Here is a 26600-nt window from a genome sequence, read left to right as displayed (position 1 = left end):
GTACGGCTCCCGCCGGGCGCGAAAGCCGTACCGAGCCCGTACCGAGTTCGTACCGGGCTCCGTACGGTGCCGGTCGGCTCCCCTAGTGGCGGTGGTAGTTCGGAGCCTCGACCGTCATCTGGATGTCGTGGGGGTGGCTCTCCTTGAGACCCGCCGCCGTGATGGGCATGAGCTGCGCCTTCTCGTGCATCTCGGCGACGGTGCGGGAGCCGGTGTACCACATGCCCTGGCGGAGCCCGCCGACCAACTGGTGGGCCACGGCGGCGAGGGGACCGCGGTAGGGCACCTGGCCCTCGATGCCCTCGGGGATGTACTTGTCCTCGCCGGAGACGTCGGACTGGGCGTAACGGTCCTTGCTGAAGGACTTGCCGCCGCGCTCGCGGTTGCGCACCGCGCCGAGCGACCCCATGCCGCGGTAGGACTTGTACTGCTTGCCGTTGATGAAGATCAGCTCACCGGGTGACTCCTCGCATCCCGCGAGCAGCGAACCCAGCATGACGGTGTCCGCGCCGGCGGCGAGGGCCTTGGCGATGTCCCCCGAGTACTGCAGGCCGCCGTCCCCGATGACCGGGATGCCCGCGGGCCCGCAGGCCAGGCCGGCCTCGTAGATCGCCGTGAGCTGGGGCGCGCCCACGCCCGCGACGACGCGGGTGGTGCAGATGGAGCCCGGGCCCACGCCGACCTTCACCGCGTCGGCGCCGGCCTCGATCAGCGCCTGGGCGCCGGCCCTGGTGGCCACGTTGCCGCCGATCACGTCCACGCCCCGGCTGTTCGCCTTGATCTTGGCGATCATGTCGCACACGCCGTTCGAGTGGCCGTGGGCCGTGTCCACGATGATGACGTCGGCGCCCGCCTCGACCAGGGCCGTCGCCCGCTGCTCCGCGTCGCCCGCGACGCCCACCGCCGCGCCGACCCTCAACCGGCCGCTCGCGTCCTTGGTGGCCAGCGGGTACTGCTCGCTCTTGGTGAAGTCCTTGACGGTGATGAGGCCCTGCAGGCGGCCGGCCGCGTCGACGATCGGCAGCTTCTCGACCTTGTGCTCCCGGAGCAGCCGGAACGCCTCGTCGCGGGCGACGCCCGCGGGGGCGGTCACGAGGGGCATGCGGGTCATGACCTCGTGGACGGCCTTCGTCTGGTCGGTCTCGAACCGCATGTCGCGGTTGGTCACGATGCCGACGAGGACTCCGTCGGGGTCGGTCACCGGCACGCCGGAGATCCGGTAGGTGGCGCACAGCCGTTCGACGTCGGCGAGCGTGTCGTCCGGAGCGCAGGTCACCGGGTGGGTCACCATGCCCGCCTCGGAGCGCTTGACGAGGTCGACCTGACTGGCCTGGTCCTCGATCGAGAGGTTGCGGTGGAGGATGCCGATGCCGCCCTGGCGGGCCATCGCGACGGCCATCCGCGCCTCGGTGACGGTGTCCATGGCGGCGGACACCAGCGGGATGCGCAGCACGACGTTCCGCGACAGGCGCGTCGTCGTGTCGGCTTCTCCCGGCTGCAGATCCGAGTAGGCGGGAACAAGGAGCACGTCATCGAACGTGAGCCCCGGTTCGGTGAACTTGGCCATCTCCAACCCTCCTGCCCGGCGGACCCCTCGCCAGACCCCGAGGTCAGTCTAGTGGGCTCCTCAGCACGCGGTTCCGGGGTTCCCTCCCGGCCCGGTTGAGCGGACGGGATGGGCTCCCTCCCCCGGCCCGGCTGAGCGGACGGGAGACGAACCGGGATGCGAGCCGGCCGAGGCCGGAGACGGGGCCTGCCACGGGGCCCGGCGCGGGCCGGGATCGACTCCGGAGTCGGCCCCCGAGGCGGCTCCGGAGAAGACAAGGTGGGGGGACCGACGAGCGGTCCCCCCACATGTGCGTCACTCAGGCCACGCCATCGAGCCCCCCTCCGCGCTCGAATGACGTACCGTTCGCTAACGCTGAGTCAAGGATGCGTCACGAAGCGTCCAAGCGCAATGTCGCTAGATGCAACTGCACAAAGTTGCATTTTGCCGCCGTTTCGAAAGTGCGGGCGAAGAAAGCTTTGGAACGTGCATATGCACAAAAGTTCTTCGCGCGCTCTTCCGAATATGCGAACGCCCGGCACGGCGCCGGAGGGCGCGGCTATTCTCGCGACGCGAGGGATCGGACTTCCGCGAGTTCCGCCATTGGTGCGACCGCGGATTTGACGCGGAGCGGAACGACCAACGGAGCGACTGATGATCACGACGCGGAACGCGGACCCTCTCGAAGCCCTCGGCCTCACCCAGGAGCACAGGGACCTCTACACCGTGGTGCTGAAGCTCCATCGGGCCACCCTCGCCGAGATCGCCCGCGCCGTCGACGAGCCCGTCGACGACGTGCTCGACCGGCTCACCCGGCTCGTACGGCTGGGCACGGTCGACGAGCAGCAGGGGGAGTACCTCGCCCGCCACCCGGCCGCCGCCATCGGGAGGCTGGTGGCCGAGAGGCTCGACCGGCTGGCCAGGGAGAGCCGCCAGATCGACGCGGCCCTCGCCTCCGTCGCACCCCTCACCCACCACTACGACGCCGGCCGGGACTACCAGAACGGCCAGTTCGCCGTCGACCTCGTGAGCGGGGCGGACGAGCTCTACGAGAGCGTCGTCGGCCTGGCCCTGCAGGCGCCGCCGGCCGACCTGGTCTCCGCGATCCCGGACCGGCGGACGATGTGCGATCTGGTCGAGAAGTACACCGGCCCCTGGACCGCGGCCATGAGGGACGGCCTGCTGTCCTCGCGGGCCGTCATCCCCATCTCGGTGATGGAGGCGCCCGGCATACGGGAGGTCTGCGACCGGCTGATCGAGGCGGGCGCACGCATCCGCACCCTCGACCGGGTGCCGAGCTGGTTCTTCGCCCTGGGTGACGACACCGCGGGCCTGCCTGCCGAATGGGGCGACTCCCTGCCGGAGCACGGCTACAACTGCTACCTCGTCCGGGCGCCGATCGTCGTGGCCGCGCTCCGTACGCTCTTCGAGGAACTGTGGGCCAGGGCCGTCCCCGTGTCGTCGTGCGACAGCGGCACGTCCCAGGTGCTGAGGCTCGCCGCGCAGGGGCTCAGCGACGAGGGAATCGCCCGCCACCTGGGCCTTTCCGTCCGGACGGTCCGGGCCAGGTTCGCCGAGGCGATGGCCGAGCTGGGGGCGCAGTCCCGCTTCCACGCCGGAGTCGAGGCCGCGCGTCGCGGCTGGTTGTGACCCCTGCCGGACGGACATCTGGCACTCTGGTCCCGTTATGACAGCCCAATCAGTAGATGGGTTCCACTTTCACTCACCATGGTGGGTCCTGGTCATAAGGTGGGATGCGTGCTGGAAGACGTCCCCCGCGACCCGTTCGCGGATGACCCGAACGACCCCGCTGCCGAGCTGGGCGAGCCCGACGACCCGGAGCCGCTCAGTGTCGCCGAGCGGGATGAGGCGCTGACCGATCTCGCCGACGTGGAGGTCTTCCGTTCCCTGCTGGAGCCCCAGGGTGTGCTGGGGTTGGTGCTCGACTGCCCCGAGTGCGGTGAGCAGCATTACTTCGACTGGGACCTGCTCCGCGGCAACCTTCGTCAGATGATCGACAACGGCCGGCCCCAGGTCCACGAGCCGGCGTTCCAGCCCGACCCGACCGACTACGTCAGCTGGGAGTACGCCCGGGGCTACGTGGACGGGGTGATCGACACCGAGGAGAGCCGCTGACTCTCCACATCGGCCACGAGCGCGCCCAGCATCCGGATCGCCGCGTCGGCGCCTGAGGCCACCGGCTCACGCCGGGCCAGCCCGTCGAGGATCGCGTCGGTCCGCAGTACGTCGGCCTCCACGTCGGCGTCGTCGTACGACCCGAGGAAGCGTGCCGGACGACGACGACGTTTCGTGGTCACGCAATCGACTCCAGCTCGGCCAGCTGCCTCAGCCTGGCGAGGGCGCGATGCTGGGCGACCCGGACGGCACCTGGTGACATGCCGAGTACATTACCGGTCTCCTCGGCCGAAAGGCCCGACACCACCCGAAGGATGAGGAGCTCGCGCTGGTTGTCCGGAAGGCGCGACAACAGGTCACGAGCGTGCTGCGCCTCGATGTAGCGGACGACGGTCTCCTCCGGCCCCGGCCCCTCGTCCGGCCCGTCCGGCAGGTCCTGTGTCGGCACCGCGGAACGCACAGAACTGCGCAGCGCGTCGGCCACCTTGTGCGAGGCGATTCCGAACACGAACGACGCGAACGGCCGACCCATATCGCGATAACGCGGCAACGCGGAAAGAACGGCGATGCACACTTCCTGCGCGACGTCGTCGGCGATGTGGTAATGACCGGAGACCCTACCCAGCCGGGCTCGGCAATATCGCACCACCATGGGGCGCAGATGCCCCAGAAGCGATTCGATCGCGCTGCGATCTCCTTGTACGGCAAGGCTGGTCAGTTCCCTGAGGTCGGACTCATCCGATCTCGTCGCAAGCCTTACCCCAGTTGCGGCGTCGGCGACGCGTCCCTCGGTCACGTTAGGCATGATGCCCGCCACGATCGTGCATGTCGTCATGGTTGACGGCTACGGATTGGTCACATTGACGCGGCGATAACCAGCTGTAATCAACCGAACACAATACCGTTGGAACATTCCAACCAAATGGCCAAATCGTCGGGAATTGTCAGATGGCCTGACTTCTATAAAGAAGTACGGCTCCCGCCTCACTGAGGCGGGAGCCGAACTGCATTCTCGTGGTGCGTCCCCTTCAACGGGGAAGACGCGCAGGCGTCAGTGGCCGTGCCCGTGACCGTGCCCGTGGCCGCCCGCGGCCGGAGCCTCGTCCTCCTCGGGCTTGTCGACCACGAGGGCCTCGGTCGTCAGCAACATGCCCGCGATGGACGCGGCGTTCTGAACGGCCGAACGGGTCACCTTGACCGGGTCGATGACGCCCTGGGCCACCAGGTCGCCGTACTCACCGGTGGCGGCGTTGAGGCCCTCACCGGCCTTCAGCTCGGCGATCTTGAAGGTGACGACGTACCCCTCGAGCCCGGCGTTCTCGGCGATCCACCGAGCCGGCTCGATCAGCGCCTTGCGCACGATCGAGACACCGGTCGCCTCGTCGCCGACCAGGCCGAGGTCGTCGAGCTCCTTGGACACGTGCACGAGCGCGGAGCCGCCGCCGGAGACGATGCCCTCCTCGATCGCGGCGCGGGTCGCGGAGATCGCGTCCTCGAGACGGTGCTTCTTCTCCTTGAGCTCCACCTCGGTGGCCGCGCCGACCTTGAGCACGGAGACGCCGCCGGAGAGCTTCGCGAGCCGCTCCTGGAGCTTCTCACGGTCCCAGTCGGAGTCGGACTGCTCGACGGCGAGCTTGATCTCGCGGATGCGGTCCTCGATGGCCTGAGCCTCGCCGGCGCCGTCGACGATCGTCGTGGCGTCCTTTCCGACGACGACGCGGCGCGCGGTGCCGAGCACCTCGAGGCCGACGTGCTCCAGCTTGAGGCCGATCTCCTCGCTGACGACCTGGCCGCCGGTGAGGATCGCGATGTCCTGCAGCATGGCCTTGCGGCGGTCACCGAAGCCGGGCGCCTTGACGGCGACGGAGGTGAACGTGCCGCGGATCTTGTTGGTCACCAGAACGGCGAGGGCCTCGCCCTCGACGTCCTCGGCGATGACCAGCAGCTGCTTCTTGGTCTGCGCGATCTTCTCCAGCAGCGGCAGGAAGTCCGCGATGGAGGCGATCTTGCTCTGGGTGATCAGGATGTAGGGGTCCTCGAGCACGGACTCCATACGGTCCGGGTCGGTCACCATGTAGTGCGACAGGTAACCCTTGTCGAACTGGAGACCCTCGGTGAACTCCAGCTCCAGGCCCATGGCGTTGGACTCTTCGACGGTGATGACACCGTCCTTGCCCACCTTGTCGAACGCCTCGGCGATCAGCTCGCCGATCTTGGCGTCCTGCGCGGAGATGGTCGCGACGTTCGCGATCTCCTGCTTGTCCTCGACCGGACGGGCGCTGTCGAGCAGCCTGTCGCTGACGGCCTTGGCCGCCAGGTCGATGCCGCGCTTCAGGGCCAGCGGCTGGGCGCCCGCGGCCACGTTGCGCAGGCCCTCGCGGACCATGGCCTGGGCCAGGACGGTCGCCGTGGTGGTGCCGTCACCGGCCACGTCGTTGGTCTTGGTGGCGACTTCCTTGGCGAGCTGGGCGCCGAGGTTCTCATACGGCTTGTCCAGCTCGACCTCACGGGCGATGGTCACGCCGTCGTTCGTGATGGTCGGTGCGCCGAACTTCTTGTCGATGACCACGTTGCGGCCACGCGGGCCGAGGGTCACCTTCACGGCGTCCGCGAGGGCGTTCACGCCACGCTCAAGAGCGCGCCGCGCGTCCTCCTCGAACTCCAGGATCTTGGGCATTCAAGTCTCCTTATAAGCGCACGGGAGCCCCGGGCGCGTACGTCCCGGGGCTCCTCATGCTTGCGCGGCTTACTTCTCGATGATGGCGAGCACGTCGCGAGCCGAGAGCACCAGGTACTCCTCGCCGCCGTACTTGACCTCGGTGCCGCCGTACTTGCTGTAGAGGACGATGTCGCCCTCCTTGACGTCGAGCGGAATCCGCTTGTCGCCGTCCTCGTCCCAGTTGCCGGGGCCCACAGCGAGGACCCGGCCCTCCTGAGGCTTCTCCTTGGCGGTGTCCGGGATGACCAGACCGGAAGCGGTGGTCTGCTCAGCCTCGAGCGGCTGGACCACGATGCGGTCACCAAGCGGCTTAACGGGAACCTTAGTGGCGGTCGTCACGATCGGACCTCCCCTTCAGATTGCGATGAATGAGCTGAAGAGGCGACCAGCGGCCTGCCGTCGCGGGTGTCAGACCTGCCTCGTCGCATGTTGGCACTCTCGATAGGCGAGTGCCAACACGAAACAGTATGCAAGGGGACCGTGACAGTCAACACGAACCCACGTCGCAGGTCATCTCGCTTTCCGACCACACCCACCGGAACCGGCCCGCGTCCGGGTGGGCGTCGGCAGCGGTCGTCCGTCCGGAACCGCTCAGACGGCGCGCGGGGCGGGGTGCGCGTCCCCGCGGATCGGCGGCGCGGCCGGAGCCGTTCGGGCCGCCGGGATCATGAGGCCGGCTGCTCGCGCGTCCGGCGACCGTACGGCGAGGCGCTAACGTCGGGAGGCGTGGACCTCGTGGCGTTTCGCGACCTGCTCGAACCGGCCGGGCAGAAGGCCCTGGCGCAGGCGGTGGAACTGGCGGCCGCGGGAGCCGATCCGATCGTGGCGGCCACCACGCTCCGCCGGAGTCACCCGGCCGAGCTCACGGCGGCGGCGCTCACCCAGGCGGCCCTCCGGCGACGGGCCGAGGCCAAGTTCGGCGCGGACGCCGCCGTGATGTATTTCACGCCGCACGGGCTCGAGCAGGCCACCCGCACACAGGTCGCCGCTCATCGTGCCCGCCGCGCCCGCCTGCTCGCCGTACCGGCCGGAGGACCGCGCACGGAGCGGGAGACGGAGCCGGACGCACGACCTGGCACAGCGCCGGGGACAGGGCCGGGCACAGGGCCGGGCACAGGGCCGGGCACAGCACCGGGGACAGGGCCGGGCACAGGGCAGGGCACACAGCTGAGCGCAGCGCTGGACACTGGGCAGGGCGCGGCGCTGGACACGGAGCCGGGCACAGGGCCGGCGGCGAGGGTCCTCGACGTGTGTTGCGGCATCGGAGGCGACGTCATCGCGCTCGCCCGGGCGGGGTTCGCCGTCGACGCCGTGGACCTCGATCCGCTGACCGTGGAGGTCGCCCGGGCCAACGCCGCGGCGCTCGGACTGTCCGGCCTCGTCGACGTCCGGACAGCCGACGCCGTCGAGACCGACCCCTCCGGGTACGACCTGCTCTTCGCCGATCCCGCGCGGCGGGGCGTCAGGGGACGGATCTTCGATCCGATGGCCTACTCCCCCACCTGGCCCGAGGTGCTCGACCTGGTCGCGCGAGCGCGCACGGCCTGTCTCAAGGTCGCCCCCGGCATCCCGCACGAACTGGTCCCCGAGGGGGCGGAGGCGGAGTGGGTCTCCCACCGGAGAGAGGTCAAGGAGGCGGCGATCTGGATCGGCACGGAAGCGAGCGGGAGGCGCGCGACGATGTTGCCCTCCGGCGCGACGCTCACGCCCTCCGGCGCCGAAGCCGAGGCGGGGCCGGTGGGCCGTTACCTCTACGAACCCGACGGCGCCGCGATCCGGGCGCATCTCGTCGCCGAGGTGGCCGCGATGGTCGGCGGACACCTGCTCGACCCTCGGATCGCCTACATCACCGGCGACGCTCAGGTGGCCACGGAATGGGCGTCCTGTTACGAGGTCACCGACGTGATGCCCTTCTCACTCAAGCACCTCCGGAGCGCGCTGAGAAACCGGAAAGTCGGGAACGTCACCATCAAGAAACGTGGTTCAGCCGTCGATATCGAGCGATTGCGGAAAGACCTCCGGCTTTCCGGTGGAAATACGGCGGTCGTCGTTCTCACCCGTATTGAGGACCGGCCCTTCGTCCTGCTCTGCGACCCCGCTGACCAGCACTGATCACATCAATCCCGGCAATTCATCGAGAATTGCGATCTTTTACAGTCCACCCGAAAGCCATGCCGTACAGGGCCTACAGTTGGCGGCGCGGTCTGTTCCCCCTGTACGTTCATTTCCGCGAGACCGGGCCGATACCACCGCCTCAGCGAGTGAAGGAGCTTTCGGTGGACCATTCCAGCCACACCCTCCTCCAGGCGGGCAGCCAGACCGCCATCTCCGATCGGATGCGCGAGCTCCTGGCCCGCGCGGCTCAGGACCACGTCTACGAGCAGCGCACGCAGGGGGCCGTGCTCGATGAGATCCGGCAGCGCCTGGAGGGCATGGAGTGGCTGCTGCGCGAGGTGCGCGAGCGCGAGCTCGGCGGCCTGAGCGGCGCCGTCGAGAGTGTGGCGGGACGGCTCGAGGACATGACCGCCCGGCCGCCCGCCTGGGCCGAGGCCCTCGCCCAGCACGTGGAGTCGCTTCGCGAGCACGTGGACGAGGTCAGGGGCCGAACCCAGGACGTCGCGGACCAGATGGCCGCCTTCAGCCAGCGGCTCGGTCAGGTCCACGCGGGGATGGAGGCCGCGGCGGGCCGCTTCACCCGCCTCGACAAGGCCGTCACCGAGGCGGTCCAGCGCGTCGAGCGTCTGGAGGCCGCCGTCCTCGGCCGGCTCGACGCCGTCGACGAACGGCTGGAGGCCGCGAGCGAACGTGTGGGCGGGCTGCCCGCCGAGCTCGAGGTCGGTGAGCTGCGCGCGGCCGTCGCCGAGATGGGCGCCGAGGTCAGCGCCACCGCGAGCTCGCTCGCCCCCCTCCTGGAGGCGATCAGGAACCGGCCCGACCGCGACCAGATCGCCGAGACCGTCTCAGAGGCGACGAGCCGGGTCGTGGAGCCCGTCCACGGTGATGTGGCCCGGCGGCTGGCCGCGCTCGAGGAGACGATGCTGGCGCTCGCCGAGGCCCTGCTGCGGCCGGTGCGGTCCCCCGGCGACTGATCCCTCGGCGCAACCCCCGCACCCACGGCCAGGCCATGCCCGGCCGCGGTCGGTCAGACGTGAAACCCCCGCGCCATACGGCCAGGCCATGGCCGGCCGCAGTCGGTCAGACGTGAATGGTCGTGATCGGGAGCGAGGAATCGGCCGGGATCTCCAGCGTGGAGGGCTCGGCTCCGGCGGCGACCAGTTCCGATCCCAGGGCGGCCACCATCGCGCCGTTGTCGGTGCAGAGCCCCGGCCGCGGGACCCGCAACCGGACCCCCGCGGCGTCGCACCGCTCTTGAGCCAGTGCGCGGAGCCGCGAGTTGGCCGCCACGCCACCGCCGATCAGCAGATCTTCGACACCGTGACGGGCGCACGCCTGGAGGGCCTTGCGGGTGAGCACGTCGACGACGGCCTCCTGGAACGAGGCGGCGACGTCATTCATCGGCACGGACTCGCCTGCCGCCGCCCGGGCCTCCACCCAGCGGGCGACCGCCGTCTTCAGGCCGGAGAAGGAGAAGTCCAGCGTGCCGTCGTCGTACTTGCCCCGGGGGAAGGCGACGGCCGTGCCGGATCCTTCGCGGGCGGCGCGGTCGATGTGGGGGCCGCCGGGGAACGGCAGGCCGAGCACCCGTGCCACCTTGTCGAACGCCTCGCCGGCCGCGTCGTCGACGGTGGAGCCGAGCGAGACGACGTCGCGGGCCACGTCGGGCACGAGCAGCAGCGAGGAGTGCCCGCCCGAGACCAGCAGCGCGATGGCCGGCTTCGGCAACGGGCCGTGCTCGAGTTGGTCGACGGCCACGTGCGCGGCCAGGTGGTTGACACCGTAGAGCGGGACGCCGAGCCCCATGGCGTAGGCCTTGGCGGCGGCGACGCCGACGAGCAGGGCACCCGCGAGGCCGGGGCCGGCCGTGACGGCGACCGCGTCGATGTCCGAGAACCGCAGGCCCGCCTTGGCGAGCGCGCTCTCCACCGTCGGCGTCATGGCCTCCAGGTGGGCGCGTGAGGCCACCTCGGGCACGACGCCGCCGAACCTGGCGTGTTCCTCCATGCTGGAGGCGATCGTGTCCGCGAGCAGCGTGTGGCCGCGGACGATGCCGACGCCCGTCTCGTCGCAGGACGTCTCGATCCCCAGGACGATCGGCTCGTCAGCTCCGCTCATGCCCCGTCACCCCGTCCGTCGAGTTTCTTCACCATCGTGATGGCGTCGGTCCCGTCCTCGTAGTAGCGGCGCCGGACACCGAGCCGCTCGAAGCCGAACCGTTCGTACATGGCCTGCGCGGGCTCGTTGTCCGACCGCACCTCGAGGAAGACCGCCTCGGTGTCGCGACGAGCCGCCTCGGCGAGCAGGGCGTCCATCAGGGCGGCCCCGATGCCGGACCGGCGGTGCCCGGCCAGGACCGCGATCGTCTGGATGTCGGCCTGGTCGGCGGCGGCCGCCAGCCCCCCGTAGCCGACGATCGCGTCGCCGACGCACGCGACGACGTAGTACCGGGTGCGCGGCTGGTCGTTCAGTTCCCCGCGCATCATGGACTCGCTCCACGCGTCGGCGGGGAAGGTGGTCCGCTCGATCTTCATGACCGCCGGGAGGTCGTCCATGGTCATCTGCCGCACCACGGGATCGGGCCCGCTCAGCGCGCCCGATCCGTCGACCGTGGCGCTCACGCCGTCACCTTCTTGGGCGCGCCGGGCACCTGGGCGTCGGGACGGCGCAGGTAGATCGGCCGGGGCGGGCCCAGCACACCGAGCTCGCGCGCCTTCTCCACCGAGTCGACGCGGCCCTCGGGCACGCGGGCGATCTCGGCGGCCTCCTCGTCCGTGAGCGCGGCGAGGTGCCCGGCGGCCAGCGCGGCGAGGGCTCCCGCCGACGGGTGCTCGGGGCCTTCGACGCGGCCGGGACCCACGATGTCCGCGTAGAGCCGGCCCCCCGCTCCCACGACCGGCAGGTCGCCGGGGAGATCGTGCGGCCTGTCGACCCGGGGACCGTCGAGGCGCGTCTCGCGGTCGCCGTACCTCGCCCAGAAGACCTCCTTGCGCCGCGCGTCCGTCGCGACCAGGAACGGGCCGGGTGTCCGCGCGGCGTACGCGAGGGCGTCGAGGGTGCACACCCCGAAGGCGGGGACTCCGGCGGTCGCCGCGAGCGCCGTCGCGGTCATCAGGCCGACCCTCAGGCCGGTGTACGGCCCCGGGCCGGTCCCGGCGACGATCGCGGTGAGATCCCGCAGCGTCGCACCCGCCTCGCGCAGGACACGCTCGATCGCGGGGGCGAGAAGCTCCCCGTGGCGCCGCGCGTCGATCGTCGTCGACTCGGCCAGCACGCGTCCTCCGTCGTGCAGGGCGGCCGTGACGGCGGGTGTGGCGGTGTCGAAGGCCAAGACAAGCACGAACGTCAAGGGTAGTCGGTGCACGGGGACCGGAAGACCGAACGGGGAACGGGCGGGACCGCGTCATGACGACGTCCCGCCGGGCGACGGGCTCAGACGTCTTCCTCCAGGGACGCGTAGACGATGATGTTGTCCCGGTACTGGTGCTCCGACCAGTCGAAGGCGCCGCCACAGGTGATCAGGCGCAGCCCGTTCTCGGCGTAGACGCGCTCGGCGGGGAAGTCGTTCTTGGACACCCGCTCGACCGAGTCGACCAGGTAGTCGGCGGTCTTGCCGTCGCTGCGCACGACCTTGACCAGCGCGCCCTTGCGGAGATCGCGCAGTTTGTAGAACACGGCGGGCGCGGTCTTGGTGTCGACGTGGCCGATGATCACCGAGGCGCCGGGGTTCCCCGGCACCGCGCTGCCGGAGTACCACCCCGCCGTGGACGGCTTGTCGAACGGCGGAAGCTCGACGTCGCCCGCCGAGTCCAGCCCGAGCTTCATGAGCGGCGCCTTCAGGCTCAATGAAGGGATGTCGATGCGCTTCGGCACGACCGGGTCCGGACGGGCGGCGGGGCGCGGCTCCTGCGAACGGCCGTTCGCCGCGAACAACGCGAGCCCGGTGACGACCCCGGCCACCACGACCCACCGGGACGAGACCCCCAAGGTCAGCTCCTCGAGCGCCTGCGGGCCACGCCGATGCCGATGCCGAGGACGGCGAGCAGCGCCACCGCGGTCACACCGACGGGCAGCCCGGAATCGTCGGTCGGGCCGCCTGCGGCGGTGCCTCCGCCGCCCGCGTGCGGCGCCCGGGTGGGTATCCGCGTGTGCGCCGGAGTCGGTGAGACGATCTTGAACGAGGCGCTGCCGATGTCGTTGGTGGCCTCACAGCGCACCTGCACCTTGTAGCCGCCCGCCTTCGCGTCCGCCCGGACCGGGGCGCTGCCCGTCAACTCCGGCACGGCGGGCTCGGCCGTAGGGGAGGCCGAGGGCGTCGTCGCCGGGGGAAGCAGCGTCACCGGGCCCGTGAAGGCGTCCGAGCGGGCGGCGGCCCGATACGCGGGGCCGCCCTGCGGGAGCGGGCAGCGAGCCGTGATGCGGACGCTCCTGGTCGCCCCACCCGTGACCGTCGCCGGCTCCACCACGACGTCGATGTCCTGGCGCGCGATGGTGACCGTCGGCGAGGGAAGCCCGGGGGTCAGCGTGATCCCCGGTGTGGGTGTGTCCGTCTGGGCGGAGGCCGAGCAGCCGAGCGCACCGAACAGCACGACTCCCGCGACGGCGACCTGCGTGACCCTGCTCATCGGCCAACCCCTCCCACGCCCGGTCATTTACCCAGAAAATCTATGCCAATCCATGACTAGAGATCTTCTTTTCGACATGTTCCGCAGCCGTGTCGAGGTGACAAGGGGGTTACCGTCCCGGATCGGACGCGCTCCGTGCGCGTCCCCGGGATCACTCCATGCGCAGGCCCTCCGGCCGGGTGAGCCGCCACAGGGTCGGCAGGCTCAACACGGTCACCAGCAGGACCACGGCCGCGCCGATGCCCGCCGAGACCTCGACCGCCGTCCAGTCGATCGACACGGGCACCGACACCATCCTCAGCAGAGCGACGCCGAGCCCCAGCCCGAAGACGACCGCGAGGACGATACCGATCACGACCGGTATGAACGTCTGCCAGAGCACCGACCAGCTCAGCGCGCTGCGCCGCGTGCCGACCGCGACGAGCATGGCGAGCAGCCGGCGCCGGTCGCGCAGCTGCTCCACGGTTCCCACCAGCATGCTGGCCCCGATCAGCAGGAGCGTCACCATGACGCCCACGTAGAGGCCACGACGGATGCCGTCGAACCTGCCGACGGTCGCACTGGCGGCCAGAGTCGCGACCGTCCCGATGGGATCGATTTGCGCCACCACGTTCCTGACCCGCTCCATCGCGTCGGGATCGCCCGGGTCGACGCTGACGAACGTGTTCGCGATCGATCCCGGCACGGCTTCCCCGTCGACGGCACCCGGCGTGGCGAGGACGACGTCCTGGTAGACCCCGGAGGGGTCCTTTCGCGCGGGGACCTGCCGGGCGTCGCCCGGCACCTTCCACCGTGGCCCGCCCTCTCCGACCGTGAGCGTGGCGCCGGGGCGGATGGCCTCCTGCGCGGCCGGGTCGCCGGGCGTCACCCGGGCGATGAAGACGTCGCCGTCGGCGCATGATCCCAGGTCCGCGTACTCTGCCAGCGCGGCGCAATCCCCCACCTGCAGCACGGCGAAGGCGGGATCCTGCCCGGCCGCTCCGGCGGACGGCTCGGCGGACACGCCGCCGACCAGCGTCTCGGTGGCGCGGGTCACCCCGGGTGTGGCGCGCAGCCGCACCGCGATCCGTCCCGCCGAGGCCGGGTCGTGGGTGCGGATCTGCGCCTGCGCCCGGGAGGGGTCCTGCCGGGTGTGGACGGTCGACTCCTTCTGCGCGGCCGCGAAGAGCATCTGCAGGGCGATGGCGCCCGCGACCGCGACCGCGATCCCGTTGACCAGGCGCGCCGACATGGCGCTGTCGAGCTGTAGCCGCCGGACGGCGAGCTGCCAGCCGACCGGGCCGCCGCGCAGGGGACGCACGACCAGTTCGATCACCCAGGGCAGCACGGTGACCGCGCCGATCAGCAACAGGACGGCCCCCGCCGCGACCTGATACTGGACGACGCCGCCCATGGTCTCGGGTAGACCGCCGGCCAGCGGGACGAGAAGCGCCAGGCCGATCCCGGGCAGGATCAGCCGCCACCAGAGCCTGCGCCGAGGCGGAGTCGCCCGCCGGGTCACTCCCAGCGGCTCGATCGCCACCCCTCGCAGCGCGATCACGCTCACCGCCACCGACATCGCCGGTACGGCCAGCACGATGACGGCGACGAGCGGAAGGCTCGGCCGTACGTCCGACGCGTAGACGCTGATGTCCCAGAGCGAGAGCATCGGCGCGACCTGGCGGCCGACGAGGAACAGCACACCGCCGGCCACGAGCCCGAGGCAGGCGCCGGCCATCGTCTCGCCTGCCGCCATCAGGCGGGTCATCCGGCGATCGGCGCCGATCAGCCGGAGGGCCGCCATCCGCCGGTCACGGCTCTCGCTTCCGAACCGTACGGCCGCGGCCAGGAAGACCGCGATGGGCAGCAACAGCACGACGAGGATGATCACGACGAGGATGGTGAGCAGCGTCCCCAGACCCTCCGAGGAGAAGTCGTCGCCGAAGGTCCGCAGTCTGGTGGCCTCGTCGGGGGGCAGGGCGTCGACGCCGCGGTAGAAGGCCAGCTCACCCGGGCCGGACAGGCCTTCCGGCCGGATCGTCCCGGTCACCCGGGCGCCGCCGAGGCGTGGGGCGAACAGGCGTCCGTCCGGCGAGTCGAGCAGGTCCTTCAGCGCCGGCGACACCACGACCTCGCCGGGCCGGGGAACGGCCGTGAGTCCGGGCGGGATGGGCGCCCGCGCGCCTTCGGGGTGGAGGAGACGCCCGCGCACCGGCGCCTGGCGGAAGGAGGTGTCGACCTGCCCCACCAGCATGGTGTCGGCCGCCGCCGGGATCTGGTCCCCCAGCCGCAGGTCGCTGCGGGCGTCGTTGCGTTCCTGGCGGGCCTGCAAGGCGCCCGGCACCGCGGCGGCGAGCAGGAGCAGCGCGACGCCGATCCCCACCCCCACCGCGGTGAGAACGGTGCGGGTCCATCCGTCGCGGCCACCGGCGAAGGCGAATCGCATGCCCAGCAGCACGTCGCGTGAGGCGGACGCCCGGCCCCGGCCGACGCTCACAGCGCTTCCTCCATTTCCCGCGCGATGTCGCGGGTGCGGCCGTCGCGCACGACGATTTCCCGATCGGAGTATCCGGCCACCCGCGCTTCGTGGGTCACCAGCACCACGGCCGCGCCCGTCTCGCGGGCCGCCTCGGTCAGCAGCCGCATCACCCGTTCACCGTTGAGGGAGTCGAGGGCGCCGGTCGGCTCGTCGGCGAACACCGCCCGTGGCCGCGTGACGAGAGCACGGGCCACGGCGACCCGCTGCCCCTGACCTCCGGAGACCTCTCCCGGCCGTTTCCGCCCCACGTCGGCGAGGTCGAGCCGGTCCAGCCACTCGGCGGCCCGGGCCTCGGCCTCGCGGCGACGGACCCCCTCCATGCGCAGCGGGAGCGCGATGTTCTCCAGGCAGGTCAGCTCCGGCACGAGCTGACCGAACTGGAAGACGAAGCCGAACTGGGTGCGGCGCAGCGCACTGCGTTCCCCGTCGGTCATCGCCGAGATCTCGGCACCCTGATACCGCACGTGACCGGAGTCGGGCCGGACGATGCCGGCGAGGCAGTGCAGCAGGGTCGACTTGCCCGATCCCGACGGCCCCATGATGGCGACGATCTCACCGGCCCTGATGGCGATCGAGGCGCCGTCGAGCGCCTTCGTCGGGCCGAACGCCTTGTGCAGGCCGTCGGCCTCCAGCAACGGCTGCCCGGTCATGCCCGCACCTGCCTGCCGAGGTCGTCGAGCCGGGCCGCGGTCAGCTCCAGCCAGCGCAGGTCGGCATCGAGGTGGAACAGCGCGTGGTCGCAGATGAGGTTGTCCGCGAGGTCGCCGCCGGCCTTGCGCCGGGTGAGCTCCCGCATCAGCCGGAGGTGCTCGGCCCGCTGCACGTCGAGCAGGTCGGCGGCCGACCGGCCGGTGAGCAGCGCCAGGATCACCTTCGTGTAGAGGGTGTTCTGCAGATACGGCTCGGGCTTCTCGGCACTCGCCAGCCACGACTCGACGTCGCTCACTCCGGCGGAGGTGACGGCGTACCGCTTGCGCTCCGGGCCTTCACCCGGCTCGACGCCGTCGAGTTCGACGAGGCCGTCCTTCAGCAGCCGCGAGAGCGTGGCGTAGACCTGGCCGTAGTGCAGGGGGCGCGCGTGGCCGAACCGGTCGTCATACGTCTTCTTCAGGTCGTAGCCATGACGCGGTCCGGACTCGAGGAGACCGAGGAAGGTCTGTCCAATCGACATGCCAGGGACTATACACACGATGTATACATGTCGTGTGTACGATCCGACGTGTGGTTCGTCACCCGCTGAAATGAAACGAACAGAAGCGGTTGGAGCCCGGGAATCAGATGACGGCGCCGGCCCACCGGGCGCCGACGCCGCGGAGCCGGACCAGGCGGCGCTCGTCTTCGTCGCCGCGTTCGATGTGGATCTCGAGCCGGTCGTCGGAGAGCCCCTCGACGAGGCCCTCGCCCCACTCGACGACCGTGACGGACTCCTCCAGTGAGGCGTCCAGGTCGAGGTCGTCCACCTCCAGCGAGCCGCCCAGCCGGTAGGCGTCCGCGTGGACCAGGGCGGGACCGCCGGAGAGCGACGGATGCACCCGGGCGATCACGAAGGTCGGCGAGGTGATGGGACCACGCACCTTGAGACCTTCGGCGATCCCCTGAACCAGGGTGGTCTTGCCCGCTCCCAGGGGTCCGCTGAGGACGACCAGGTCGCCGGGGCCCAGCAGTGTCGCCAGCCGCACTCCCACCGCCCGCGTCTCCTCGGCGGTCTCCGCTCCGATCTCCTGGACGTCCCGGGTCTCCGGACCGGATGGTTTCGTGCTCACGCGTCCTCCTTCTCCGCCCGCTTCAGCAACGCGCGCAGGGCGTCGTTCACCTCGCCCGGCCGTTCGAGCTGGACGAGGTGCGAGGTGCCGGGCACCGTGGTCAGCTCCGCGGTGGGCACGGCCGCCGCGATGGCCCTGCTGTGGTCGAGGGGGGTCAGCCAGTCGCGCTCACCGACGATGATCGCCGTGGGCACCTTGTTGAGCACGTCGAGCGCGGTCAGCTTGTCGTGTGACATCAGGGCGGGATAGAAGTCCGCGATCACCTCGCTGGGCGTGGCCCTGATCATCGAATCCACGAAGTCCACCACGGTCGGGCTCACGCTCTTCGAGTCGCCGAACCCGAGGTGACGCAGGGCGAGGAAGGACAGGTCGGTGCCCGCCTCCCTGCCGCGGTCCACCAGGGCGCCGCTCCTGCGCATGACCGACACCGCGGAGGGGACGGCCCGGTGCACGACCTTCGACAACAGGGCCGGCAGGCCCAGGGTGAGCTCGGCCAGCTTGCCCGCCGACGTGGAGATCAGCGAGACACCGCGGATCTTGTCGCCGAAGAGCTCGGGCCGCCGGTCGGCCAGCGCCATGATCGTCATACCGCCCATGGAATGCCCGACCAGCACGCAGGGGCCGGGGACCAGTTCGTCCAGCACCTGCGCGAGATCCTCGCCGAGGCGGTCGATCGAGCAGTCCTCCGACCGCGCGGACTGGCCATGGGATCGCTGGTCCCACAGCACGAGGCGGTAGGACTCGCGCAGATCCCGCCACTGGTAGTGCCAGGAGTCCAGCGTGAGGCAGTAGCCGTGGCACAACACGATCGTGAGCGGCGCGTCCTCCGGCCCGTCGACCTCGGCGTGGATCAGCACGCCGTCCGACGTCGTGAGCGTCACGGGGCGTCCCCCGAGCTCACCGAAGGGTTCGTTGGCCTCCAGATCCGGGCGCAACCGGATGCGGCCGACCGCATACCTCTTGGCCAGAGCGGCGGCGGCCACGCCGGCCGAGGCCGCACCGACGACCGCTCCGGCGATGCCGACCCTGCGACGTGTGCTCATTCCCGCTTCTCCTCGCAACCGCGGCTCAGCGTCCGTCCACGTGGACGCGCGGCACGCGGGACCCGATCCTCGTCACGATCTCATGAGTGATCGTGCCCAGGGAATCCGCCCATTCCTGACATGTCGGCTCACCATGGTCCCCGGGCCCGAAAAGGATCACTTCGTCGCCCGCCTCCGCGGGATCGTCGCCGAAGTCGAGCATGAACTGGTCCATGCACACCCGCCCGGCGATCGTCCGCCTCTTACCGGCGGCCAGCACCTCGGCCAGGTTCGTCGCGTGCCGCATGATCCCGTCCGCGTACCCGAGCGGAACGAGACCGAGCGTGGTCTCCCGCTCGGTGACGTACAGGTGGCCGTAGGAGACGCCGGAGCCGGCCGGGACGCGCTTGGCCTGGGCCAGCCTGGCCGTGAGGGTCATGGCAGGGCGCAGCCCGAAGTCGCCGAGCTCGGGAACGGGGCTCAGGCCGTAGAGGGCGATGCCCGTCCTGACCATGTCGTATCTGGCCCGTGGCACGGTGAGCGTGGCGGCCGAGTTGGAGATGTGCCGGATGACGGTGCTCGACACGCCTGCCTTGTCCGCCATGGCGAGGGCTTCGTCGAAGGTCGAGATCTGGCGATCGATCGAGGGGTGCCCTGGAATGTCGGCACAGGCGAAGTGTGACCAGATTCCTGTGATCTCGACCGCACCCCCGGCCTGTACGGCCAGCGCCTTCTCCAGGAGCGTGGGCCACTCGGCGATCGGCGCACCACCGCGGGTGATGCCGGTGTCCACCTTCAGATGGACCCGGGCGGTCCGCCCCGTGCGGCCCGCGGCGGCGGCGATCTCGTCGATGACCCACGACGCGCTCGCGGACAGCTCCACGTCCTGGAGCAACGCCTCGTCGAGCGGTTCCTCCGGGGTGATGATCCACGACAGGATCGGCGCGGTGACTCCCGCCTCGCGCAGCGCAAGGGCCTCCCGCACGAACGCCGTGCCGAGCCGGGCGGCGCCCGCCTCCAGGCACGCCCGCGCCACGGGGACCAGGCCGTGGCCGTAGGCGTCGGCCTTGACGGCGGCCATCAGCGCGGCGCCGGGGGCGCTCCCCGCCAGAAGTCCCACGTTGTGCCGGATCGCGGCGAGATCCACACGCGCCTCGGCCGGGGTGGCCTGGTGCGCCGTCGACAAGCTCATCCCCCCAGTCTGTCAGGTGGGTCCCGTGCCCGTGACCACGAGACATCGCGCGTCCGAGCATCTTCTGAGCATCCTCTGAGCGTCCTCGGCGCCTCCTGAGCGCTTCGTCAGAGCGTCCGGAGGGCCTCGGGAAGCGCGTCGGCCACGTCGAGAGCGGCGATCGGCGCCTCGCCCGATCCCGGCACCCCACCCCGGGCCGCGACCCTGGCGGCCAGACCGTGCACGTGCGCCGCGCACGAGGCGGCGTCGTACCCGCTGAGCCCTCCGGCGAGAAAGGCGCCCGCGATGCCCGACAACACGTCGCCGGTGCCCCCGGTGGCCAGCCACGGCGTGCCGGTGGTGATCGCCCGCACCGGGCGGCCGGTCTCGGCGATCAGCGTCGTCGAGCCCTTCAGCAGCACGGTGACGCCCAGTTCGTCCGCGGCCCGCCGTACGTGCTCGAGGCGGCGGGCCTCGATCCGTTCCCTGGGCACCCCCAGCAGGCGGGACAACTCGCCCGCGTGCGGAGTGATCAGGGTCGGGGCCTTCCTGCGCAGCAGGGCACGATCCGCGGCCACGACACTCAGCCCGTCGGCGTCCACGAGCACGGGCACATCGGCCGCCAGGACGGCGCGGGCCAGGGCATGGGCCTCGGGCCCCGTCCCCATCCCGGGGCCGACCACCCACGCCTGCACCCGCCCGATTGCGTCGAGCGACACCTCGGAGGTCGTGTCCAGGATCGTCGTGACGACCTCCGGCCAGCGTGCCCGCACGAGCCGGACCGGCTCCGCCGAGCTCGCGAAGCGCACCATCCCCGCGCCCGCCCGTACGGCGCCGCCGGCCGACAACACGGCCGCCCCGGTGTAGGTGTCGCTGCCCGCCACGATCCCCACGACCCCGCGGCGGTACTTGTCGGACTCCGCCGACGGTCGCGGAAGCAGGGCGGCCACGTCCCCGTCGGCCGGCGCGACGACCTCGGGCTCGGGCAGGTGAGGGCGCAGGCCGATGTCCACCAACTCCACCATGCCCGCGCGCGTCGCGCCCGGATCCACGAACAGTGCGGTCTTGTAGGCGCCGAACGTCACGGTGACGTGGGCCTTCACCGCCGGGCCCTCGACGCATCCCGTGCCCGAGTCGACCCCGCTCGGCACGTCGACCGCCACCACCAGCGCGGGCGTGTCCGCGGTCGCCTTCGCCAGCGTCGCGTACGGCTCCCGCAGCGCGCCGCCACCGCCGATGCCGACGAGGCCGTCCAGGACGAGGTCCGCGTCACCGACCAGCCCGAGGGACTCCTCCTCGGTGAACGCGACGGTTCTTCCCCCCGCCGCCCGCAGCGCCGCCAGGCCGGCCTCGTGGGTCCGTGAGCCGGCGAGGACCGCCACGACGCGGGCGCCCCTGCGGGCCAGCCTGGCACCGGCGTAGAGGGCGTCTCCCCCGTTGTCGCCACTGCCGGTGAGCACGGTGACGCGCGAGCCGTACACCCGGCCGTGCGCCCCCGTGAGCAGGCGGGCGCACACGACGGCCAGCCCCGCCGCCGCCCGCTGCATGAGCGTCCCGGCGGGAAGTCCGGCCATCAGCGCCGACTCGGCGGTCCGGATCTGGTCAGGGCTGTACGCGGTCCGCATGCGTCCGACGGTAACCCCCGGCGTCCCGCGTCGCGATCACCGGGCCGCGGAAGGAGGCGCGCGTCAGGACTCGGCGATCACGTAGGCCATGGCCACCCCGCCGTCATGGGAGAGCGACACGTGCCAGCGGGCGACCCCGAGATCGCGGGCCACGTCGGCGGCCCTGCCGGTGACCCGTACGGCGGGCCTTCCGTTGTCGTCCCTGACGACCTCGGCCTCGAGGTGGCTCATGCCGGCCGGAGCGCCGAGGGCCTTGGCCACCGCCTCCTTGGCGGCGAACCTGGCGGCGAGCGAGGCCGGCGGGAGCGTCCTTTCGGCATCGGTGAACAGGCGTGCCCTGAGCTTGGGCGTGCGGTTCAGCGCCGCCTCGAAGCGAGCCACGTCGACCACGTCGACCCCGATGCCCACGATCACCCGAGCAGCGTACGCCGTACAAGTGGGGAGGAAGGCGACCCGCCACGCCGTTGAATCCAGGCGGTATCGGCGTGTCCTTCCCACTTCCTCACATAAGTAATCCATCGATTTTTGTCCACAGGCTGTGCACGACCCGGGCTCGATCGGCTCCGAAGCGATCGAATACGCTTCCGACGTGGCAGATGGAGACGGGTACGCCGAGCTCAGCCGGGAACAGTGGCGGGATCTTCGCAAGAACACCCCCCTCACCCTGACCGAAGCCGAGTTGGAGGACTTGCGAGGCGTCGACGATCCGATCGACCTGGCCGAGGTGACCGACATCTATCTGCCGCTCACCCGCCTGCTCAACCTGCACTTCACCGGTTCGCGGCAGCGCAGCGCCGCGGTCGGGGCGTTCCTGGGCGAGCGCGAGGAGCGCGTGCCGTACGTGCTCGGGATCGCCGGGAGCGTCGCGGTGGGCAAGTCGACCACCGCCCGCCTGCTGCACACGCTCCTGGCCCGCTGGCCGGAGCATCCCCGGGTCGACCTGGTGACCACCGACAGCTTCCTCTACCCCAACAAGGTGCTGGAAGAGCGCGGGATCATGCACCGCAAGGGCTTCCCCGAGAGCTACGACCGCCGGGCGCTGGTGGCGTTCGTGGCCGACGTCAAGGCCGGCCGCTCCCCGGTGGACGCCCCCGTCTACAGCCACCTGGAGTACGACATCGTGCCCGGCGCCGCGCAGACCGTCCGGCGGCCGGACATCCTGATCGTCGAAGGCCTCAACGTCCTGCAGCCCGCCCCGCCGGACGCGCTGGCGGTCTGCGACTACTTCGACTTCTCGATCTACGTGGACGCCCGCGTCGAGGACATCAGGTCCTGGTACGTGGACCGGTTCCACAAACTGCGCCGCACCGCCTTCTCCGACCCCAAGTCCTACTTCACGCACATCGCCGAACTGTCGGACGACGAGGCCACCGAGTTCGCCAGGAACGTGTGGCGCGACATCAACGAGGTCAACCTCGTCGAGAACATCGCGCCCACCCGGGGCCGCGCGGGCCTGATCCTCAGCAAGGGGTCCGACCACTCCATCCAGCAGGTACGGCTCCGCCGCACATGAGACGGACATAATCGGTCCGTGCTGCATCTACGGGTGATCGCTCCGTCCGACCGCACGGACAAGGTCGTGGAGGTGCTCGAGCGAGCCGCGGGCGTGACGAACATCGTGCTCCTGCCCGGCGCCGCCCGCCGTCCCACCGGCGACGTGGTGCTCGCGGATGTGGCACGAGAGGCCGCGAACGGCCTGATCACCCACCTGAAGGAGCTTGGCCTGACCGAGGACGGCTCGATCACGCTCGAGGACATCGAGGTGTCGATCTCGCGCGGCGCGGTGGAAGCGGAGGCCAGGGCGCCCGGCGAAGGCGACGACGCCGTCATCTGGGACCAGTTCGCCCAGCGCGTCGCCGCCGAGTCGCGAATCACATGGGCGTTCCTCGCCTTCCTCGCGATCGCCACGCAGATCGCGGCGATCGGCGTGCTGATCCCCTCCCAGATCCTCATCGTCGGAGCAATGGTTCTCGGCCCCGAGTTCGGCGCGGTCGCCGCCATCTGCTTCGGACTGCTCCGGCGCAGATGGAGCCTGATCGGTGCGGCCTCGCGGACGTTGGCCGTCGGCTTCGCCACCGCCATCGCCGTCACGCTGGCCTGCGCACTCGTCTCACGCGGCCTCGGGTGGGTCGATCCCGAGATGTTGCGGCACAACGACGACGTCCGCTTCATCGTCACGCCCGACAAGTGGTCGTTCATCGTGGCGGTGCTCGCGGGCGCCGCCGGAGTCCTGTCGATCACGGCGGGCAAGTCGTCGGCCCTGGTCGGCGTCTTCATCTCGGTCACGACCGTGCCCGCGGCCGGCTACATGGCGGTAGCGCTCGCCCTCGGGCGGTGGACCGAGGTGGGCGGGTCACTGGCCCAACTCGTCGTCAACGTCGCCGGCATGGTCGTGGCCGGCACGGCGACCCTGCTCCTACAGCGGTTCCTGTGGCGGCGGTACGGCCCGCGCTTCACCGTGTCCGCACGGTCCGCCCCGCGCGAAGGTGTATGACCGAGCGTCCGACCGCCCACCGGAGGATGACGGCCAACTCGTTCGTTCGAAGGAGGCCCATCACGGACCGGGGCCGATAGTGTGCGGATCATGACAGCGAGCGCTACCACCTGCATCGCGACCGAGGGCCTGACCAAACGATTCCCTCGCGTCACCGCGCTCGAAGACCTGACGGTCACGGCGGGAGCCGGAGTGACCGGCCTGGTCGGCGCCAACGGTGCGGGCAAGTCCACTCTCATCAAGATCCTGCTCGGCCTGCTGCCCGCGACGTCGGGACGCGCCCGCGTCCTCGACATGGACACGGCCACCCAAGGGGTGGAGATCCGCCGCGTCGTGGGATACATGCCCGAGCACGACTGCCTGCCGCCCGACGTGTCGGCCACCGAGTTCGTGGTTCACATGGCCCAGATGTCCGGGCTGCCGCGCACCGCGGCCAGGGAACGGGCCGCCGACACACTGCGGCACGTCGGCCTGTACGAAGAGCGGTATCGCCCGATCGGCGGCTACTCGACCGGCATGCGCCAGCGGGTCAAGCTCGCCCAGGCCCTCGTCCACGATCCCCGTCTGGTCTTCCTCGACGAGCCCACCAACGGTCTCGACCCTGCGGGCCGCGACGAGATGCTGGCGCTGATCCGGCGCATCGGCGCCGAGTTCGGCATCAGCGTGCTCGTCACCTCCCACCTGCTCGGCGAACTGGAACGGGTCTGCGACCACGTCATCGTGATCGACGCGGGCAAGCTGCTGCGATCGTCGTCGATCGGCGAGTTCACCCAGGCCACTCAGGTCATCTCCGTCGAGGTGGAGGACGGGCTCCAGCCGCTGGCCGATCGCCTGGCCCGGGTCGGCGAGGCCGTCGCCGTACAGGGCAGGACGTTGACGCTCCAGGTGCCGGCCGACGCCGACGCCGGGCGGGCCTACGACGCGCTGCGCGACGCCGTCTGCGATCTCAACCTCAACCTCGTACGGCTGGAGCAGCGCCGCGGCCACATCGAGGACGTGTTCAAGGAGCCGGCCGCATGATGCCAGAGCCGACCGGTGTCATCCACGACATCGGATACCGCCATTACGAAGGTGCACGGCTGGGCCGAGGGAGCGCCTTCGGGGCCCTCATGCTCCACAGCCTCAGGGGTGTCTTCGGCCTGGGCCGCGCGGCACGCGCCAAGATCATTCCGTTCATATTGGCGGGGATCCTGCTGCTGCCCGGCGTGGTGTCGATCGCCATCATGGCGCTCGTGAAGCAGCAGGGCATGGGCTATTCGGACTACGCGTCCATCATGCAGCCCGTGCTCGCCATCTTCCTGGCGGCGCAGTCGCCCTATCTCGTCGCGCCCGACCTGCGGTTCCGGGTGCTGCCGCTCTACCTGTCCCGGCCGGTGGCCGTGCTCGACTACCTCGGCGCCAAACTGGCCGCCCTGACGATCGCGATGTTCCTCGTGCTGGCCGTGCCGCTCACCCTCCTGTTCGCGGGCGAACTGCTGGTCGACCTGCCCGGCCCGCCGCACACGGCCGAGTACTTCTCCGCGATGGGCGGTGCCGTCATCCTGGCCGTGCTCCTCGCCGCCCTGGGTCTCGCCCTGGCCTCGTTCACCCCGCGCCGCGGGCTCGGCGTCGCCTCGGTGATCGCGTTCTACCTGTTCACCTCGGTGGTCTCAATCGTGTTCTTCGGCGTGTTCATGTCGATAGGGCGCGACGTCGCGGCCAAGTGGGCGATGCTGATCAATCCGTTCTTCCTGGTCGACTCCGTGCAGGTGGCGCTGTTCGGCACCGATCCGTCCAACGGGGAGGGCTACCCGCCCGGTCTGTGGTCGTGCCTGTTCGTGCTGATGGCGATCGTCGTCGCGCTGGCCGGCCTCTTCCTCCGCTACCGGAAGGCCGCGTCGTCATGACCATGACCACCACCCCGGCGACCACGCGGCACAGCGTCGTGGAGCTCACCCAGGTGTCCCGCTGGTACGGGAACGTCGTCGCCGTCAACGACGTCACGATGACGATCGGACCAGGGGTGACCGGCCTGCTGGGCCCCAACGGCGCGGGCAAGTCCACGCTGCTCCACATGATGGCCGGGTTCCTCGCGCCCTCGGGCGGCACGGCCACGCTCAACGGGCAGCGCATCTGGCGCAACCACGAGATCTACCGGCTCGTCGGCCTGGTCCCGGAGAAAGAGGGGGTCTACGGCTTCCTCACCGGCTGGCAGTTCGTGCTCTCCGCCGCCCGGTTGCACGGCCTGCCGTCCCCGGCGGACGCCGCCGCCCGGGCCCTCGACCTCGTGGAGATGGCGGGGCCGAAGGACCGCCGCATCGAGACCTACTCCAAGGGCATGCGCCAGCGGGTGAAGGTGGCGGCCGCGCTGGTCCACGATCCTCAGGTGTTGCTGCTCGACGAACCGTTCAACGGCATGGACCCGCGCCAGCGGCTCCATCTCATGGACCTCGTCCGGCAACTGGGCGAGCAGGGCCGGACCATCCTGTTCAGCTCGCACATCCTCGAAGAGGTCGAGCGGGTCGCCCAGCAGATCGAGGTCCTCGTCGCCGGACGGCATGCCGCCTCCGGCGACTACCGCGAGATCCGGCGGCGGATGACCGACCGGCCGCACCGTTTCCGCGTCCGGTCGAGCGACGACAGGCGACTGGCCGCCGCGCTGATCGCGGACCCCTCCTCCAGCGCGGTGTCGCTCACCGACCAGGGCATCGAGGTCCAGGCCGTGGACTTCCCCCGGTTCACCTCACTGCTGCCCAAGCTGGCCAGAGACCTCGACGTCCACCTGTGGCAGGTCTCACCCACGGACGAGGACCTGGAGAGCGTCTTCTCCTACCTGATCTCCAGGAGTTCCGTATGAACGCATCAAAGGCGCCGTCGAGCAGTCGAG

The 26600-nt window shown here is 70.8% G+C and carries 27 protein-coding genes; 9 read left to right on the top strand and 18 right to left on the bottom strand.

What is annotated here, in order from left to right; genetic code table 11:
• Positions 1 to 82 precede the first annotated feature (82 nt).
• Positions 83 to 1567, bottom strand: coding sequence for an IMP dehydrogenase (guaB, locus tag Psi02_RS17765; RefSeq protein WP_275415201.1), 1485 nt, complete (start codon positions 1565 to 1567; stop codon positions 83 to 85).
• Positions 1568 to 2200: 633 nt separating this feature from the next.
• On the opposite strand from guaB, the gene Psi02_RS17760 reads away from it, so the two are divergent.
• Positions 2201 to 3196, top strand: coding sequence for a helix-turn-helix transcriptional regulator (locus tag Psi02_RS17760; RefSeq protein ID WP_203975412.1), 996 nt, complete (start codon positions 2201 to 2203; stop codon positions 3194 to 3196).
• 108 nt (positions 3197 to 3304) lie between these two features.
• Entirely contained in the window at positions 3305 to 3682 is a 378-nt protein-coding gene (locus Psi02_RS17755) for a DUF5319 domain-containing protein (protein ID WP_203953484.1), read from the top strand.
• On the opposite strand, the gene Psi02_RS17750 is transcribed toward Psi02_RS17755, so the two are convergent.
• From Psi02_RS17750 to groES, 4 genes are all read right to left on the bottom strand, one after another.
• Positions 3643 to 3864: a hypothetical protein gene (locus tag Psi02_RS17750; protein ID WP_203975410.1), complete on the bottom strand. Its 222-nt coding sequence runs from the start codon at positions 3862 to 3864 to the stop codon at positions 3643 to 3645. The two genes, Psi02_RS17755 and Psi02_RS17750, sit on opposite strands and share 40 nt — an antisense overlap.
• Positions 3861 to 4487: a sigma-70 family RNA polymerase sigma factor gene (locus tag Psi02_RS17745; RefSeq protein ID WP_203953589.1), complete on the bottom strand. Its 627-nt coding sequence runs from the start codon at positions 4485 to 4487 to the stop codon at positions 3861 to 3863. The genes Psi02_RS17750 and Psi02_RS17745 overlap by 4 nt, the downstream gene beginning before the upstream one ends.
• Positions 4488 to 4733: 246 nt before the next feature.
• Entirely contained in the window at positions 4734 to 6359 is a 1626-nt protein-coding gene (gene groL / locus Psi02_RS17740; protein ID WP_203975408.1) for a chaperonin GroEL, read from the bottom strand.
• Between the two features lie 69 nt (positions 6360 to 6428).
• Complete coding sequence (gene groES / locus Psi02_RS17735; protein WP_425564417.1) at positions 6429 to 6740, bottom strand: co-chaperone GroES; 312 nt, start codon at positions 6738 to 6740, stop codon at positions 6429 to 6431.
• Positions 6741 to 7127: 387 nt separating this feature from the next.
• Between groES and Psi02_RS17730 the strand changes: the two genes are divergently transcribed.
• Together Psi02_RS17730 and Psi02_RS17725 are read left to right on the top strand one after the other, a co-directional pair.
• Complete coding sequence (locus Psi02_RS17730; protein ID WP_239094961.1) at positions 7128 to 8513, top strand: THUMP-like domain-containing protein; 1386 nt, start codon at positions 7128 to 7130, stop codon at positions 8511 to 8513.
• A 164-nt stretch (positions 8514 to 8677) separates the two neighbouring features.
• Positions 8678 to 9490, top strand: a complete 813-nt coding sequence (locus tag Psi02_RS17725) for a hypothetical protein (protein ID WP_203975404.1) — start codon at positions 8678 to 8680, stop codon at positions 9488 to 9490.
• Between the two features lie 106 nt (positions 9491 to 9596).
• Here Psi02_RS17725 and tsaD read toward each other — a convergent pair whose 3' ends face one another.
• The 13 genes from tsaD to Psi02_RS17660 all read right to left on the bottom strand — a co-directional run bounded on the left by tsaD (position 9597) and on the right by Psi02_RS17660 (position 21654).
• A complete protein-coding gene (tsaD, locus tag Psi02_RS17720; RefSeq protein WP_203975402.1) occupies positions 9597 to 10634 on the bottom strand; it encodes a tRNA (adenosine(37)-N6)-threonylcarbamoyltransferase complex transferase subunit TsaD in 1038 nt (345 codons plus the stop codon).
• Positions 10631 to 11077: a ribosomal protein S18-alanine N-acetyltransferase gene (gene rimI / locus Psi02_RS17715; RefSeq protein WP_203975579.1), complete on the bottom strand. Its 447-nt coding sequence runs from the start codon at positions 11075 to 11077 to the stop codon at positions 10631 to 10633. The genes tsaD and rimI overlap by 4 nt, the downstream gene beginning before the upstream one ends.
• 56 nt (positions 11078 to 11133) lie before the next feature.
• A complete protein-coding gene (tsaB, locus tag Psi02_RS17710; protein WP_203975400.1) occupies positions 11134 to 11856 on the bottom strand; it encodes a tRNA (adenosine(37)-N6)-threonylcarbamoyltransferase complex dimerization subunit type 1 TsaB in 723 nt (240 codons plus the stop codon).
• 92 nt (positions 11857 to 11948) lie between these two features.
• Positions 11949 to 12503 (bottom strand): class F sortase, encoded by a 555-nt coding sequence (locus Psi02_RS17705; RefSeq protein WP_203975398.1) that lies wholly within the window; start codon positions 12501 to 12503, stop codon positions 11949 to 11951.
• 2 nt (positions 12504 to 12505) lie between these two features.
• Positions 12506 to 13141, bottom strand: a complete 636-nt coding sequence (locus tag Psi02_RS17700) for a hypothetical protein (RefSeq protein WP_203975396.1) — start codon at positions 13139 to 13141, stop codon at positions 12506 to 12508.
• Between the two features lie 151 nt (positions 13142 to 13292).
• Positions 13293 to 15617, bottom strand: coding sequence for an ABC transporter permease (locus Psi02_RS17695; protein ID WP_203975394.1), 2325 nt, complete (start codon positions 15615 to 15617; stop codon positions 13293 to 13295).
• The gene (locus Psi02_RS17690; RefSeq protein ID WP_203975393.1) at positions 15614 to 16309 is read right to left on the bottom strand and encodes an ABC transporter ATP-binding protein; all 696 of its coding nucleotides are present in this window, start codon (positions 16307 to 16309) and stop codon (positions 15614 to 15616) included. The genes Psi02_RS17695 and Psi02_RS17690 overlap by 4 nt, the downstream gene beginning before the upstream one ends.
• Entirely contained in the window at positions 16306 to 16830 is a 525-nt protein-coding gene (locus Psi02_RS17685; protein ID WP_203975391.1) for a PadR family transcriptional regulator, read from the bottom strand. The genes Psi02_RS17690 and Psi02_RS17685 overlap by 4 nt, the downstream gene beginning before the upstream one ends.
• Positions 16831 to 16933: 103 nt before the next feature.
• A complete protein-coding gene (gene tsaE / locus Psi02_RS17680) occupies positions 16934 to 17422 on the bottom strand; it encodes a tRNA (adenosine(37)-N6)-threonylcarbamoyltransferase complex ATPase subunit type 1 TsaE (RefSeq protein ID WP_203975388.1) in 489 nt (162 codons plus the stop codon).
• On the bottom strand, positions 17419 to 18465 hold the full coding sequence (locus tag Psi02_RS17675) for an alpha/beta fold hydrolase (protein WP_203975379.1): 1047 nt from the start codon (positions 18463 to 18465) through the stop codon (positions 17419 to 17421). The genes tsaE and Psi02_RS17675 overlap by 4 nt, the downstream gene beginning before the upstream one ends.
• 25 nt (positions 18466 to 18490) lie before the next feature.
• A complete protein-coding gene (gene alr, locus Psi02_RS17670; protein WP_203975377.1) occupies positions 18491 to 19636 on the bottom strand; it encodes an alanine racemase in 1146 nt (381 codons plus the stop codon).
• A 107-nt stretch (positions 19637 to 19743) separates the two neighbouring features.
• Positions 19744 to 21240: an NAD(P)H-hydrate dehydratase gene (locus Psi02_RS17665; protein WP_203975375.1), complete on the bottom strand. Its 1497-nt coding sequence runs from the start codon at positions 21238 to 21240 to the stop codon at positions 19744 to 19746.
• 63 nt (positions 21241 to 21303) lie between these two features.
• Positions 21304 to 21654: a holo-ACP synthase gene (locus tag Psi02_RS17660; RefSeq protein ID WP_203975373.1), complete on the bottom strand. Its 351-nt coding sequence runs from the start codon at positions 21652 to 21654 to the stop codon at positions 21304 to 21306.
• 175 nt (positions 21655 to 21829) lie between these two features.
• Between Psi02_RS17660 and coaA the strand changes: the two genes are divergently transcribed.
• The 5 genes from coaA (at position 21830) to Psi02_RS17635 (ending at position 26570) form a co-directional block, all read left to right on the top strand.
• The gene (coaA, locus tag Psi02_RS17655; protein ID WP_203975371.1) at positions 21830 to 22753 is read left to right on the top strand and encodes a type I pantothenate kinase; all 924 of its coding nucleotides are present in this window, start codon (positions 21830 to 21832) and stop codon (positions 22751 to 22753) included.
• Positions 22754 to 22771: 18 nt separating this feature from the next.
• Entirely contained in the window at positions 22772 to 23734 is a 963-nt protein-coding gene (locus Psi02_RS17650) for a DUF389 domain-containing protein (RefSeq protein WP_203975369.1), read from the top strand.
• 90 nt (positions 23735 to 23824) lie between these two features.
• Positions 23825 to 24754 (top strand): ABC transporter ATP-binding protein, encoded by a 930-nt coding sequence (locus Psi02_RS17645; protein WP_203975367.1) that lies wholly within the window; start codon positions 23825 to 23827, stop codon positions 24752 to 24754.
• A complete protein-coding gene (locus tag Psi02_RS17640; protein WP_239094960.1) occupies positions 24751 to 25620 on the top strand; it encodes an ABC transporter permease in 870 nt (289 codons plus the stop codon). The genes Psi02_RS17645 and Psi02_RS17640 overlap by 4 nt, the downstream gene beginning before the upstream one ends.
• Positions 25617 to 26570, top strand: coding sequence for an ABC transporter ATP-binding protein (locus Psi02_RS17635; protein WP_239094959.1), 954 nt, complete (start codon positions 25617 to 25619; stop codon positions 26568 to 26570). Before Psi02_RS17640 ends, Psi02_RS17635 begins: the two co-directional genes overlap by 4 nt.
• The last annotated feature ends 30 nt before the right edge of the window (positions 26571 to 26600 follow it).

It is taken from the genome of Planotetraspora silvatica (assembly GCF_016863315.1).
Classification (GTDB): domain Bacteria; phylum Actinomycetota; class Actinomycetes; order Streptosporangiales; family Streptosporangiaceae; genus Planotetraspora; species Planotetraspora silvatica.
This window is presented reverse-complemented; position numbering and strand designations above follow the sequence as displayed.